Genomic DNA, 14626 nt, shown 5'->3' with positions numbered 1-14626 from the left:
TAATAAAATGAGCAAATATGCGAGGTGCAAAGCTAAAAATAGATGTCGGATTCTAAATGTGCAATTTTCAGATGTGCAGATTAAAAAGGTAAAACTTTCAAACGCATATTCTAATCTGCACATCTTCACATTTGGAATCTGCACATCATCCCCGCATCTGCACATCCTCATATCTGCACATTTGGTTTTCCTCACAATTTTGCTTACTTTTCGTTATATACCTATATGAATTTTCTTTCGCATTATTATTTTGACCGTGATACCGCCAACTGCTACTTTGTATTAGGTACCGTATTGCCCGATCTTTTAAAGAATGCTGATAAAACCATTGTACTGCATCCCGAGAAGTTAAAACATCCTGATAAAAATGTGAACGCTATTATTGCCGGCTGGAACAAACACCTGGAGGTTGATAAGTATTTTCACAGTGATGACTTTTTCGTTACCCATTCGCATAATTTAAAAAAGGAACTTGCGCCGGCTATTATTGGTTCGCCGGTAAAGCCATTCTTTTTAGGGCATATCGCTATCGAACTGATATTGGACAACCTGCTTATTACCACCGGTGAAATAGGTATCAACGAATTTTATGATCATTTAGATAGCTGCCAGGAAGATACCATAGCGGAGTTTTTAAGTTTTGCGGAAATGAAAGACCCAAATAAATTTCTGCGGTTTTACCGCGAGTTTAGGCAAAGCCGCTACCTGCACACCTATATTAATGTAGACCAGATAACTTATGCCTTAAAACGCATTTGCATGCGTGTTTGGCGCAATCCTTTTACCGCCCAGCAAGAGGCAGATATGACAGCTATACTATTGGGGTACCGGCTTGGTTTAATGAGTAGCTTTATGGATGTATTCAATAATATATCCGCTAAGCTGATTTCACCTGCTCAAAATTGAAAATTTGCCTGCATCGGCATGATGTTTACGGCGGTGGTACTCACTTATGTGAATAACTTACTCATCAAAAGTGCTTAAAAACCAATATTTAACATTTATTTTTCTTTTATATACCAAAAATATATCTGTACCTTTGCAATCCCAATTGTATTGGGAAAAAGGAGAATAAATTTTTAATGGCAAAAAAACAAGAAGCAGAAAAAGAATTAAAAGCGAAGCAGGCAGAACTGGAGACAGTATCTGGTGCTCAAAAAGAAACTGTTGAATCGGAAGCAGATTCAATTTCGATCGAAGACATCAAGTCTCAGATCAATGTTACACCAGACCAGGATTTTGACTGGGATGCTGATGACAAAAAATTTGGTAACTACAGCGATAGCGACCGTGAGAAACTTGAAGCTTTGTATGATGGCACTTTCAGCTCTATCAACAAAGGCGAGATCATCTCTGGCACAGTTGTAAGCATCAATAACAAAGATGTGGTATTAAACATTGGCTTTAAATCTGATGGTTTAGTATCAGTTTCTGAATTCCGTGACATGCCTGAGCTTAAAGTAGGCGATGTTGTTGAAGTATTTGTTGAGTCGCAGGAAGATGCTAACGGTCAGTTGGTACTTTCTCGTAAACGTGCTAAAACACAAAAATCATGGGAGCGCATTAATTCAGCTTTAGATAACGATGAGATCATCACAGGTTTTGTAAAAAGCCGTACAAAAGGTGGTTTAATTGTTGATATCATGGGCGTTGAAGCCTTTTTACCAGGTTCACAGATCGATATCAAACCTATACGTGATTACGATGTGTACGTTGGTAAAACAATGGAATTCAAAGTTGTTAAGATAAACCACGAGTTTAAAAACGTTGTGGTATCGCACAAAGTGCTTATCGAAGACGATCTTGAAAACCAAAAAACTGAAATTGTGGCCAAACTTGAAAAAGGCCAGGTATTGGAAGGTACCGTTAAAAACATTACTGACTTTGGTGTATTCATTGACCTTGGTGGTGTTGACGGTTTACTTCACATTACAGATATATCTTGGGGCCGTATCGAGCATCCACGCGAAGTTCTTGCATTGGATCAAAAGATTAACGTTGTTGTTCTTGACTTTGATGACGAGAAAAAACGTATCGCACTTGGTTTAAAACAACTTACTCCACACCCTTGGCAGTCATTGGATGAGAACATCCAAATTGGATCTAAGGTAAAAGGTAAAATTGTTACCGTTGCAGATTACGGTGCATTCTTAGAGATCATCCCTGGTGTTGAAGGTTTGATCCACGTATCAGAAATGTCATGGTCGCAAAACCTGCGTAACCCGCAAGAGTTCTTGAAAGTTGGTGACGAAGTTGAAGCTCAAGTTTTAACTTTAGATCGCGACGAGCGCAAAATGAGCTTAGGTATCAAACAATTGACTCCTGATCCATGGCAAAATGCAGGCGAGAAATACGCTATCGGTACGCAGCATATTGCTACTGTTAAAAACATGACCAACTTTGGTGTGTTTGTTGAGCTTGAAGATGGTATCGACGGCTTAATTCACATCTCTGACCTGTCATGGTCTAAGAAAATTAACCACCCTAACGAATTTACTAAGGTTGGCGAAAAATTAGACGTAGTAGTATTAGAGCTTGATATCGAGAACCGTAAATTGAGCTTGGGCCACAAACAGCTTGAAGAAAACCCTTGGGATACTTTTGAGACTGTATTTACAATCGACTCTATCCACGAAGGTACTGTTATCAAAGTAACTGATAAAGGTGCTATCGTAGCTTTACCTTACGGTGTTGAAGGCTTCTGCCCAACCAAACACCTGGTTAAAGAAGATGGTAAATCAATTAAAGCTGAAGAAACTGCTGAGTTCAAAATCATCGAGTTCAACAAAGAGAACAAGCGTATTGTAATTTCACACTCACGTATATGGGAAGAAGCTCGCGCTGATGCTCGTGTACAGGATTTCGAAAACCGCAAAAAAGAGGCAAAAACTGCCAGCAATGCTGTTAAGAAAGTGAAAGAATCAGTAGAGAAATCAACTTTAGGTGATCTTAGCGTTCTTGCTCAATTAAAAGAGCAAATGGAAGGCGCAGAAAGCAAAGCGGCTAAAAAACCGGTTGCTCCTGCTGCTAAGAAAGCAGAACCAGAAGCTGACGCAGCTGCTGAAGAAGAGACTGAAGAAGTTTAATCTTTTAAAGTTTATACACAAAGCCCTTCCGAGTAATCGGGAGGGCTTTTTTATTGCGCTGGAAATAGATTTTAGAGCATTCTAAGCCAAATCATAATTCCTATAATCACCAAAAAATTTTACCTTTGCCCAAATCCAACCAAACGATGCAAAACCTGACGCTGCTCGACGGACAAAAATTTCAGATCACTATTCAGCGTTTATGTCGTCAGTTAATTGAAAATCATAACGATTTCTCAAACTCAGTTTTAATTGGCGTGCAACCGCGCGGCATTTACCTTGCCAAACGCGTAGCTGAAGAACTACGCAAGATATTACCACACAGTACCATTGAACAGGGCGACCTGGATATTACTTTTTACCGCGATGATTTCCGCAGGCAGGGAGCACCATTGGTGCCCAACCAAACACGCATTAATTTTATTATTGAAGGTAAAAGGGTAATTATGATGGATGATGTATTATGGACAGGCCGCACTATCCGCGCAGCTATGGATGCCTTACAGGCTTTTGGCAGGCCCGAAAAGGTTGAGTTGCTTGCCTTGGTAGATCGACGATACTCACGCCATATACCGGTTTCTGCAGATTACGTTGGTATAGAGGTTGATTCAATAGCATCTCAAAAGGTTGTAGTAAGCTGGAAAGAAACCGACGGCGAAGACAGGATTGTTTTGGTATCTGAGGTTAAAGAAGATTAAATATAGGATATGTCATTGCGAGGATCCCGATGAATATCGGGAGACGCGGCAATCTCATAGGAATTTATATACGCCATAAACGCGAAGAGATTGCCACGCTATCGCTCGCAATGACATGGTTAAATTAGTTGATAAGGCAAAAAATGGCAGGACTAAGTACACGTCACCTTTTAGGAATTAAAGATCTGAACCGTAATGATATCGAGAAGATATTTGAAACGGCCGATAATTTTAAAACGGTGCTTAACCGACCTATCAAAAAAGTACCATCGCTTCGCGATGTTACCATTGCCAATATTTTCTTTGAAAACTCAACCCGTACCCGTTTATCATTTGAACTGGCCGAGAAAAGGTTATCTGCCGATGTGGTAAACTTTGCTGCATCTTCATCATCGGTAAGCAAAGGCGAGACTCTGATAGATACCGTTAATAATATCCTGGCCATGAAAGTGGATATGGTGGTAATGCGCCATCCATACGCAGGTGCTGGCATTTTCCTGTCTAAACACGTAAATGCACAGATAGTAAACGCCGGCGATGGTGCACACGAACACCCAACACAAGCCTTGCTTGATGCTTTCTCTATCCGCGAACGTTATGGCGATGTTGAAGGCAAAAAGGTGGTGATAGTAGGAGACATTCTGCACTCGCGTGTGGCCTTGTCAAACATCTTATGTTTAAAACAATTGGGTGCAGAAGTAATGGTTTGTGGTCCTACAACGCTTATTCCTAAATATATTGGCTCTTTGGGTGTCAAAGTTGAGCATGATCTGAGAAAGGCCCTTAATTGGTGCGACGTAGCCAACATGCTGCGTATACAGTTAGAGCGCCAGGACATTAAATATTTCCCATCGTTACGCGAGTACACCATGATGTTTGGCCTTAACAAACAGATACTGGACAGCCTCGATAAAGAGATAACAGTGATGCATCCCGGCCCCATAAACCGCGGTGTGGAAATAACCAGCGACGTGGCCGATAGCAGACAATCTATTATCTTAGACCAGGTAGAGAATGGCGTGGCAATTCGTATGGCCGTGCTTTACTTACTTGCAGGTCAGCAGGTATAACGTCTTAACAGATTCCCTTGGTTAAGCCTTCATCTTGGTGAACAGACAGGCAAAGTTCTTTCAGTGGTAAGGTTTCTTGTTCATTGCCCTGGCCCCAAAAGGTAACTGTTTGCTCAGCAAGGTTCAGCTTTACATCCCATATATAGCGGATGTTACGCATGTTCCATTTTTTTACAAGTTTGCCGCTCCAGTTGTAGGCAACAACAGCTGTAGCACGGTTATCAGCAAACTCAAACATCCAGTAACTATGGTCGGCCCATCGTATTACCTGGGTTTCCGGTCGGTTACCAAAATCATCATTACCTTTAAGGGATATGCCGGTAAAGCCCTCGGGCATACTGTTGGGGAGATTTGTTACAGGGACGGTTTCTATAAATGGAGCCATTAGATTTGGATTAGGTTATTAAGCTAATTTACTAATAATAAACTAAGTTATCCAACAGCTATCTTTAATTTTTGGTTAAATATAACCTTAAAAAGGGTGATTTTAGCTTTTTTAATTGCCCGAATCTTGACAGATTACTCAAGATTTAATTTAAGATCAGCTGTACATTAGTAGCTTTTATTCAGGATATTTTTAGCTGATGTTTGTCCGCTGCTCAACGCTGCTTCAACTGTTCCCATAGCAGTACCATCGTACAAATATTCTCCGGCAAAGAAAATGGTATCCTCAACAGCTTTACTTAAGGTAACGCGCCCAGCAGCTGTATCAACCTTATCATAAGCGTAAGAACCCCTCGTGAAGGGATCGGCTATCCAGTTCATGATCCTGCAGGCAGTTAGTTTGCCTTTAAGTTCGTTCACATCCCTTTTAAATATCAAGGCTAAAGATTGCAAGCCTTCATCGCGCAGCTCGTTATCGCTCATGTTGGCTTTTTCCATTGCCCCCGGGCCACCTATCCAGCCGGTCAGTACTTTAGATCTGTCTGGCGCCTGTGTCCACCAGGTAGGTATCGCCTCCTCGCTGAACAGGTAACCCATTTGCTCAATCCTGTCTCCCGTTAGGCTACGTGTGGTATCATCCAGCCAAAAAGCATCGTCAAAAGCAAATAGCAGCTTGATAACTGTGCCAAATCCCATCTGCCTTATGGCAACTTCGTGTTCAGTTAAGGGTGGCTCAAATTTAATAGCTCCTGTTTCTCCGGCGTTGGCTTTGAGTACACCTAACGGAACGGCTATGAGCAGTTGCTCTGCCTCGTAAAGATTACCATCATTAAGCATGGCTGAAACATGCCCTTGTTGCCAGTTGATTTGACGTACAACGGCGTTGAGAAAGATCTGCCCGCCATTACTACGGCAGCTTTTAGCCAGATAATTTATCAGGCTGCAGTAACCGCCATCTACCCGACTTTGCGTTTCATAATCTTCATGCTCCCACTCATTACGCAAAGCAAATGTGCTGGCATCGCGCGGGTCTGCAGTGTCGTAGCCCGAAACAAAAGACCATACCGAGCTGCGCAGTTCTGCGTAATTATCGCCGCTAAAATGCTGTTGCATAAAATCCCAAACGGGTATATCCTGCTCAACCTCGTTTAGGTGCTTAGTGAGCAGGCCCCTGTCGGCAATTACCATCTCATTTTCCTCGAACTTACCGTTTCGATGACGCCACATTTCAGCATCTGCGCTCCGGTGTTTTATACCGGCTTCTTTAAGCAAGTTAAGGGTTGCAGGTAGGTTACCGTGTATAAATTCGGCACCGAGCTCGGTCTCCTTAAAAAATGATTCGTTGTTAACGGTGTAAACACGGCCACCTGTACGGTTACGGGCTTCTAAAACGGTCACTTTTTTACCGGCCTTGGCCAGCAAATGCGCAGCCATTAGCCCGGCAGCACCTGCGCCAACAATCAGGACTGTATTTTTCATAGATAGGTTTTGCAAGGTAAAACTAATAGTTGTAACATGCAAAAGCGAAGCGCTTCAGCACGATGCTATGCGCAAAAAGGGTAAAGAAAGGATCACTCCCTCTTTGCGAAGCAGAGAGGGGCAGGGGATGAGTCAACTATCTAAACAAACTCGCTAATTAATCCGAAAAGATACTTAATCCTCTCTTCGGGTTTTATGTTAATTTAGCGCCAAAATGTTATCGCTAAATGAAACAGTATTTTAAGGTTGATGAGTGGAGAATTATAGAAGAGGGCTTTAATCCTCATTTCAATAAAGTTGCTGAGAGTGTTTTTAGTTTAGGGAATGGCCGCATGGGTGGCCGTGCCAATTTTGAGGAAGCTTACAGCGGCGAAACGTTGCAGGGGAATTACGTTGCGGGTGTTTATTATCCCGATAAAACCCGTGTAGGCTGGTGGAAGAACGGTTATCCCGAGTATTTTGCAAAAGTGCTTAATGCCGCTAACTGGATAGGTATCGATGTTTCTTTGAACGGAGAACAGCTTGATCTTGCCAAATGCAAGGTGCTAAACTTTAGGCGCGAACTGAACATGAAGGATGGTTACCTGAAGCGAAATTTCAGGGCGGTGACAGCTACAGGTAAAGAGGTTGAAGTGGAAAGCATCCGCATAAACAGCCTTGCCGATGATGAGGCCGGCGCCATCAGCTATTCTATTAAACCGGTAAATTTTGGTGGTTACATCAAACTTACCCCATCTATAGATGGCGATGTGGTTAACAAAGATGCCAACTACGACGAAAAGTTTTGGGAAGAGGTATCTAAACATACCTGGAACGATGGGGGCGTGTTGCAAATGCGAACCAAGAAAACAGGTTTTGAAGTTGCTACCGGGATGAAGTACCATGTATCAGTCGATGGCGAACCTGAACACATTGAAGCCGAACCGGTAACACGTGAAAAGTATATCGGTACCGAGATAAGGATGGAGATAAAGCAAGGGCAACGTGTTACCTTGTGTAAATATGCCGCTAACCTTTCATCACAAAATCATCCGGCTGATGAGATGATGGGCCTTACACAGGAGTTTTTAGAGCGTATATGCCACAAAGGTTTTGATGCCATGCTTGCAGAACAGGCAGCTGCCTGGGCCGAAAAATGGAAACAGAATGATATCATCATAGAGGGCGATGCAGCAGCGCAGCAGGGTATTCGCTTCAATATCTTCCAACTGAACCAAACTTACACCGGCGAGGATGACCGACTTAACATTGGTCCTAAAGGGTTTACCGGAGAGAAATACGGAGGCTCAACCTATTGGGATACCGAAGCTTACTGCGTTCCGTTTTACCTCGCTACTGCGCCCCAAAAGGTATCGCGTAACTTGCTGCTTTATCGCTACAAGCAGTTAGGCAAGGCTATTGAAAATGCCAAGCTTTTAGGTTTTAAAGATGGTGCTGCCCTTTACCCGATGGTAACTATGGATGGCACCGAATGCCACAACGAGTGGGAGATAACATTTGAGGAGATACACCGCAACGGCGCCATTGCCTTCGCAATTTTCAATTACGTTCGCTACACCGGCGACGAGCAATACCTGGCAGATTATGGCTTAGAAGTATTGATCGCTATATCGCGTTTCTGGGCACAACGGGTTAATTGGTCGGCACAGCGCCAAAAATATGTGATGCTGGGCGTAACCGGCCCTAACGAGTACGAGAACAACGTTAATAACAACTGGTACACCAACACCATAGCCGTTTGGTGTATGCGCTATACGCTCGATGTAATAGCCAAAGTAAAGTCTGCAGATCTTGCCAAATACATCGAACTTAAATACCGGATAGGTTTTAAGGAAGAAACGGAGACGGCGCATTTCCGCGATATCATCGAGAAGATGTATTATCCTTACGATGATAACCTACAGATATATTTACAGCAGGATAATTACTTGGATAAAGAGCAGACCCTGGTTAAAGACCTTCCTGCTTCAGACCGTCCGTTAGTGCAAAAATGGAGCTGGGACAGGATACTGCGTTCGCCGTTCATTAAACAGGCTGATGTGCTGCAGGGCCTATACTTCTTTGAGGATGAATACGACATCGATACCATTCGCCGCAATTACGATTTTTATGAGCCGCGCACGGTGCACGAATCTTCACTATCACCTTGCGTGCATTCTATTATAGCGGCCAAGCTGGGCGATATCGAAAGGGCTTACCAATTCTATCTACGCACGTCAAGGCTGGATATTGACGATTATAACAACGATACAGAAGACGGTTGCCACATTACATCAATGGCAGGCACCTGGATGAGTGTTGTAGAAGGTTTTGGCGGTATGCGTGTTAAAGACGGAATGTTGTCCTTTGATCCGATGCTGCCCGCGGAATGGAAAGCGCTTTCATTTAAAGTAGGCTTCAGAGGGGCGTTATTAAACGTTGAGATAAGCAAGCAAAGCGTTGTTATCAAAACCGATTCAGAAGAACCCATCAGGCTTAAAGTGAATGGGGCACAGGTCAGCGTGAGCAGTGAGGCTTCTTTGGATTTAGAAAGATAACACAATATATATAACATCCTGTCATTTCGAGCGAGCAAAAGGGAGGGATCGTGCTTTAGGGCGACGAGAAATCTTCTGCGAGCGAAAAGCACGCGTAAGTGCGTGAAGCAGAAGATTTCTCCTCGCAGTCGCTCGTTCGAAATGACAGTGCGGAAAAGGACGCGTTTAGTTTTTCGTTGCGCTCAGAATGACAAATAAAATTAAGTATGCCAACCAACAAACTCATCATCTACCAACTATTACCGCGCCTGTTTGGTAATCAAAATACCACCAACAAATTCTATGGCTCGGTAGAAGAGAACGGCGTTGGCAAGCTTAAAGACATCACCACGAAAGCCCTGTCTGAAATAAAAGCCATGGGCTTTACCCATGTTTGGTATACCGGGGTATTAGAACACGCCACGATGACAGATCATTCTGCCTTGGGTATCACTCCTGATGATCCCGATGTGGTGAAGGGTCGTGCCGGTTCGCCGTATGCCATCAAAGATTACTACGATATAGCCACCGATCTTGCGGTTGATCCGGAGTTTCGCATATCTGAATTTAAAGAATTGGTTGGCCGCACCCATAAGGCCGGCATGAAGGTGATCATTGATTTTGTGCCTAACCACGTGGCCCGCACCTACGGATCTGATTTAAAGCCCGATGATGTGCGCGATCTTGGTGCAGACGATGATAAATCCGGTTACAGCCAGCATAATGATTTTTACTATATCGCTGGCCAGCATTTCCAGGTACCGCAAGGTTACAGTCCGGGGGGGGATGAGTTTAGCTCACCGCTAAAAGACGGCAAGTTTGACGAGTTCCCTGCCAAAGCAACCGGTAACGATGTTTTCAACGCAGCGCCATCTATCAACGATTGGTTTGAGACCATCAAACTTAACTACGGCGTTTACCGCCCGGACGGACAAAGAAATGAGTTGCAGGAGATACCGCCGTTATGGAACAAAATGCGCCATATCCTCAGTTACTGGGCCGATATGGGTGTTGATGGCTTTCGCTGCGATATGATAGAGATGGTACCCGTTGAGTTTTGGGCATGGCTAACTCCGCAAATGAAACAGGCTTATCCCAGCCTCATCTTAATCGGCGAAGCTTACGATAAAAACCAATACGGTAATTATATTCATAACGGCGGCTTTGATTACTTGTACGATAAGGTTGGCTTATACGATGCTATCCGCAGGCTTACCTGTAATGATGATGGTGCCAGTACCTGGGAAATAAACGCTGTGTGGAACCACCATACCGCCGGCATTGATGAGCACATGCTGCGCTTTATGGAGAACCATGATGAACAGCGCATTGCCAGCGGGTTTTTCGCAGGCGATGCTATGCTGGCCGTTCCCGGGATGATCGTAAGCGCTACATTGAACACTGGTCCGGTTATGATATACGCCGGGCAGGAAGTTGGCGAACCGGCCGTTGGTGCGCAAGGCTTCAGCGGCGATGACGGCCGCACCACCATATTTGATTATTGGTGTATGCCGGAACTACAAAAGTGGACAAACAACGGCGCGTTTAACGGTGGTTTGTTATCTCCGCAGCAGAAACAACTGCGCGAGTTTTACGGCAAGCTACTTAATGTGACCGCTAAGAGTGATGCCTTAAGCAACGGCGAATTTTACGAGCTGATGATGGCCAATGAGCAGCAGCCGGGGTTTGATACAAAGCTTTACATATATGCACGTTACACGGCTGATGAAAAAGTACTGGTGATCGTCAACTTCAATCGCGAAGAACGCAGCTTAAATGTGCAGATATCTGATGATCTTTTATCAAAGCTTGCTTTGCAAGGTGCCCAAACATTTACAGATCTGTTAACAGGAAAAACGTCTAACACCGATAATATCAGCAACGGTTTGCAAATTGAAATAAATGCGATGGACGGTCTGTTACTTGCAGTAAAAGCCGATTAAACTTTACGGAAGTATGCATGCAGGTAGCTATTGCCGTACAAGGCGGTGATGGTCTCCGGCTTGTTTTTTAAAAACTCGTCGCAGGCCATTTTTACGCCAGGTGCAATGTTGGGCATGATCCCGTTTTCGGCGGGGTCGTTGTAATCCATCAGTACACACAAAGCGCCCGGCGACATGCGCGGATAAACGCTATTAAGGCAGTGCAGCATTACTTTTTTATGTTCTTCGGCATTGCCGCCAAAACCACAATCAATGTGAACAAAACAAAGCTTTTCGGGTAATTCAATGGGCAAGGTGTCGAAAAAATTCCCCTTATGTATTAACGGCAAAGGAAGCCCCGCGCTGGTGAAATTTTCTTTCAGCTTATTTTCTATATCACCTTTAAATTTAAAAGATACGGCAAAACTATCGTAAACATGCAATTGCACCTTAGAACCGCTATCTGCTATAACTTTACCAAATAACGCAGCACATTGGCCTGTAAACGTGCCCAGCTCCACAACATCACCCTCAACCCCGGTGTTTATTACATTTGTTAACAGGTGGTAATAATTGATGCGCTGCTCAACGGTGTTCATGTCAACTTGGTTGTCCAGCTCTTGTATCTGGTAGCCCGTATCTAAATACCTTAAGCCTTTATTAATAAACTTAATTAAAGGCGCTAACTTACCCGGTGCCGAGGCATAAGGTGGCTTGGTGATAAAATAATTATTCACTTCAAAATATTTAAACGTTACCTCCCTAAGGTATTATTATATTCTTAAAAATGCAGCCCTGTTTTAAAAGCATATTTTTGGCGTAATAATGGCATATAAAGTCAATAATTAAACAGATATTAGCTGTTACCAATAATTAAATTGATAGTAATATCATGCGCTGTAATGATAATTAAAAACAGGGCATATTGATTTTTTTGAAAGAATATGGCAGAAAATGTACCTGACCCAAATCCCGAATTGATAACAGCGAAGTTGCTGCAGGTGGAAGAAATTGCGGTTGATGAGGAAGAGTTTCACCATCTTAACAACCCGGCAGAAAGCATAAAACCCATTGTGAAAAAATATCTTGGCACACCCAACCATGCCGAGAAAGTGGGTAACAGAATATTCTTTAGTGATGGCGATGCCAAAGTGGAGATCGTGGTGGTCACCAACGAGATCATCCGTGTGCGTTTAGCGCCTCACAGCGTTTTCTTAGAAGAGTTTTCTTATGCGGTTGAAAAACTGCCGCAAAAGCATGTAGATTTTACTTTGCTTGAAAATGAACTGGAATACCGTGTTTCAACTTCCGAGGTAAACTGTCATATCCGTAAGGCAGATTTCTTTATCTCGTTCTCTGATAAGGATGATCATATTACCGATGCTGATGCCGTACCTATGCACTGGGAAGAGAATACCCAGTTTGGTGGTTACTACGTGTATTGTACCAAAACCACGCAGGAGCAGGAAAGCTTTTTTGGATTAGGTGATAAGGCCACTGAGTTTAACCTGCGTGGCAAGCGTTTGAAGAACTGGAATACCGATGCCTACTCATTCGGGTTTAACCAGGATCCGCTTTACCGTGCCATCCCGTTCTACATTAGTTTAAATGAAGGCATCGCCCACGGTATTTTCTTTGATAATACTTTCAAAGCACACTTTGATTTTGGATCTGAAGACCGCACCAAAACCAGTTTCTGGGCCGATGGTGGCGAGATGCAGTATTACTATATCCACGGCCCGCACATGATGGATGTAGTGAAAAATTACCACCTGCTTACCGGTACTCACCCTATGCCGCCGCTATGGGCGTTGGGTTATCACCAATGCCGGTGGAGCTACTATCCCGAAAATAAGGTACGTGTAATAGCAAATGGTTTCCGCAAGAACCGCATCCCGTGCGATGGTATCTACCTGGATATCGATTATATGGATGGCTACCGTTGCTTTACCTGGAGCCCTAAATATTTCCCCAATCCTAAAAAGATGATCGCTGATCTGGCCGAAAGCGGCTTTAAAACGGTGGTGATCATTGACCCGGGTATCCGCGTGGATGATAATTACTGGGTATTTAAGGAAGGTAAGGAGAAAAAATATTTTTGTCGCCGTTGCGATGACTACTTTATGGAAGGCCACGTTTGGCCGGGCCGTTGCCAGTTCCCTGATTTTACCCACCCCGAGGTACGCGCCTGGTGGGGTGACCTGTTCGAAGGTTTGGTGGAAACAGGTGTTGCAGGTGTTTGGAATGATATGAACGAGCCGGCTGTATTTGGTTCGGGTACCTTCCCGGATGATGTGCGCCACCAGTACGATGGTTACCGCGGATCGCACCGTAAGGCACACAACGTTTATGGTATGCAGATGGTGCGCGCAACTTATGAAGGTTTGCGCAAGCAAATGAAAAATAAACGTCCATTCACCATCACGCGTGCCGGTTATTCGGGCGTGCAACGCTACTCGTCTGTTTGGACGGGTGATAACGTGGCATCATGGGAGCACCTGAAGTTAGGGAATATTCAGTTACAGCGCTTATCAGTATCAGGTATCTCTTTCTGCGGTACCGACATAGGTGGCTTTAGCGGTGAACCTGATGGCGAACTGTTTACCCGCTGGATCCAGATGGGAACTTTCTCTCCGTTTATGCGCGCGCACTCTGCCGGTGATACTAAAGAGCGTGAGCCCTGGAGTTTCGGTGAGCCGTTCACATCTATTAACCGTAAATTTATAGAGTTACGTTACAGGCTTATCCCTTACCTGTACTCAACATTTTGGGAGCACCATCGCTATGGTTTTCCTATTCTGAGACCGGTGCTGATGCACGAGCAGGAAGTACTGTCTAACCATTTCCGCCAGGATGAATTTACTTACGGGGATAAAATATTGATATGCCCTGTTCTGGAGCCGGGACAAAAGAGCCGTAACGTGTATTTGCCAAAAGGTACCTGGTACGATTTCTGGAGCCTGGATGCAGTTGAGGGAGGTAGCGAAATAACTGTACCAACACCTTTAGACGTGATGCCGGTTTTCGTAAAGGCAGGCTCTGTTATTCCTGAATATCCGGTGATGCAATATACGGGCGAAAAAGAAATTGAGGAGGTGAAACTTAACATCTTCTACACTAACTACGAGGTCAATTCCTTCCTTTTCGAGGACTACGGAGAAACCTTCGCATACGAGCAGGATATTTACCTGGAGAAAAAATTTGTTGTGAACGGCGATGCCAACAAGCTAACCATCAAACAAAGCATGGAAGGTTTGTACACCCCGCGTTACGAAGGATATCACTTTAAAATAAACGGCTTGCCTTTCGTGCCATCAAAAATTATAGCTGATGGTAAAGAGATAGGCAGCATCAGCGTAAATGCCGATAAAACCTACGAGTTTAAATTTACTAAGAACTTTAAGTTTATAGAGATATTTGGGTAGACTCACCCTGTCCCGATAGCTATCGGGATGCGCGACCCTCTTTCCG

At 43.9% G+C, this 14626-nt stretch carries 10 protein-coding genes; 7 read left to right on the top strand and 3 right to left on the bottom strand.

Annotation, left to right across the window (positions count from 1 at the left end; translation table 11 throughout):
* Positions 1 to 225: 225 nt before the first annotated feature.
* The 4 genes from INP83_RS18585 to INP83_RS18570 all read left to right on the top strand — a co-directional run bounded on the left by INP83_RS18585 (position 226) and on the right by INP83_RS18570 (position 4854).
* Complete coding sequence (locus INP83_RS18585; protein ID WP_219125441.1) at positions 226 to 906, top strand: hypothetical protein; 681 nt, start codon at positions 226 to 228, stop codon at positions 904 to 906.
* Positions 907 to 1082: 176 nt separating this feature from the next.
* The gene (gene rpsA, locus INP83_RS18580; protein ID WP_219125440.1) at positions 1083 to 3086 is read left to right on the top strand and encodes a 30S ribosomal protein S1; all 2004 of its coding nucleotides are present in this window, start codon (positions 1083 to 1085) and stop codon (positions 3084 to 3086) included.
* A 146-nt stretch (positions 3087 to 3232) separates the two neighbouring features.
* Positions 3233 to 3784 carry a bifunctional pyr operon transcriptional regulator/uracil phosphoribosyltransferase PyrR gene (gene pyrR, locus INP83_RS18575; RefSeq protein ID WP_219127740.1) on the top strand — a complete coding sequence of 184 codons (552 nt, stop codon included), beginning with the start codon at positions 3233 to 3235 and terminating at the stop codon, positions 3782 to 3784.
* Between the two features lie 143 nt (positions 3785 to 3927).
* A complete protein-coding gene (locus tag INP83_RS18570; protein ID WP_219125439.1) occupies positions 3928 to 4854 on the top strand; it encodes an aspartate carbamoyltransferase catalytic subunit in 927 nt (308 codons plus the stop codon).
* Between the two features lie 4 nt (positions 4855 to 4858).
* On the opposite strand, the gene INP83_RS18565 is transcribed toward INP83_RS18570, so the two are convergent.
* Positions 4859 to 5239, bottom strand: a complete 381-nt coding sequence (locus INP83_RS18565) for a hypothetical protein (RefSeq protein WP_219125438.1) — start codon at positions 5237 to 5239, stop codon at positions 4859 to 4861.
* Positions 5240 to 5406: 167 nt separating this feature from the next.
* Positions 5407 to 6717: an NAD(P)/FAD-dependent oxidoreductase gene (locus tag INP83_RS18560; RefSeq protein ID WP_219125437.1), complete on the bottom strand. Its 1311-nt coding sequence runs from the start codon at positions 6715 to 6717 to the stop codon at positions 5407 to 5409.
* Between the two features lie 227 nt (positions 6718 to 6944).
* Between INP83_RS18560 and INP83_RS18555 the strand changes: the two genes are divergently transcribed.
* Together INP83_RS18555 and INP83_RS18550 are read left to right on the top strand one after the other, a co-directional pair.
* Positions 6945 to 9254 (top strand): glycoside hydrolase family 65 protein, encoded by a 2310-nt coding sequence (locus tag INP83_RS18555; RefSeq protein ID WP_219125436.1) that lies wholly within the window; start codon positions 6945 to 6947, stop codon positions 9252 to 9254.
* A 206-nt stretch (positions 9255 to 9460) separates the two neighbouring features.
* Entirely contained in the window at positions 9461 to 11176 is a 1716-nt protein-coding gene (locus INP83_RS18550; RefSeq protein WP_219125435.1) for an alpha-amylase family glycosyl hydrolase, read from the top strand.
* Here INP83_RS18550 and INP83_RS18545 read toward each other — a convergent pair.
* Entirely contained in the window at positions 11173 to 11892 is a 720-nt protein-coding gene (locus INP83_RS18545) for a TylF/MycF family methyltransferase (RefSeq protein ID WP_219125434.1), read from the bottom strand. The genes INP83_RS18550 and INP83_RS18545 overlap by 4 nt on opposite strands.
* A gap of 207 nt (positions 11893 to 12099) precedes the next feature.
* Between INP83_RS18545 and INP83_RS18540 the strand changes: the two genes are divergently transcribed.
* On the top strand, positions 12100 to 14580 hold the full coding sequence (locus tag INP83_RS18540) for a glycoside hydrolase family 31 protein (protein ID WP_146270580.1): 2481 nt from the start codon (positions 12100 to 12102) through the stop codon (positions 14578 to 14580).
* Positions 14581 to 14626: the final 46 nt, after the last annotated feature.

The sequence above is a fragment of the Mucilaginibacter sp. 21P genome, assembly GCF_019331605.1.
Lineage (GTDB): Bacteria > Bacteroidota > Bacteroidia > Sphingobacteriales > Sphingobacteriaceae > Mucilaginibacter > Mucilaginibacter achroorhodeus.
The sequence above is the reverse complement of the archived record's forward strand: the minus strand, read 5'-3'. Positions and strand labels throughout refer to the sequence as shown.

Bases quoted from the DNA above. Each gene is read 5' to 3' on its own strand.
- INP83_RS18560 (WP_219125437.1), bottom strand. From the start codon at position 6,717: ATGAAAAATACAGTCCTGATTGTTGGCGCAGGTGCTGCCGGGCTAATG.
- INP83_RS18550 (WP_219125435.1), top strand. From the start codon at position 9,461: ATGCCAACCAACAAACTCATCATCTACCAACTATTACCGCGCCTGTTT.
- INP83_RS18565 (WP_219125438.1), bottom strand. From the start codon at position 5,239: ATGGCTCCATTTATAGAAACCGTCCCTGTAACAAATCTCCCCAACAGT.
- INP83_RS18585 (WP_219125441.1), top strand. From the start codon at position 226: ATGAATTTTCTTTCGCATTATTATTTTGACCGTGATACCGCCAACTGC.
- pyrR (WP_219127740.1), top strand. From the start codon at position 3,233: ATGCAAAACCTGACGCTGCTCGACGGACAAAAATTTCAGATCACTATT.
- rpsA (WP_219125440.1), top strand. From the start codon at position 1,083: ATGGCAAAAAAACAAGAAGCAGAAAAAGAATTAAAAGCGAAGCAGGCA.
- INP83_RS18555 (WP_219125436.1), top strand. From the start codon at position 6,945: ATGAAACAGTATTTTAAGGTTGATGAGTGGAGAATTATAGAAGAGGGC.
- INP83_RS18570 (WP_219125439.1), top strand. From the start codon at position 3,928: ATGGCAGGACTAAGTACACGTCACCTTTTAGGAATTAAAGATCTGAAC.
- INP83_RS18540 (WP_146270580.1), top strand. From the start codon at position 12,100: ATGGCAGAAAATGTACCTGACCCAAATCCCGAATTGATAACAGCGAAG.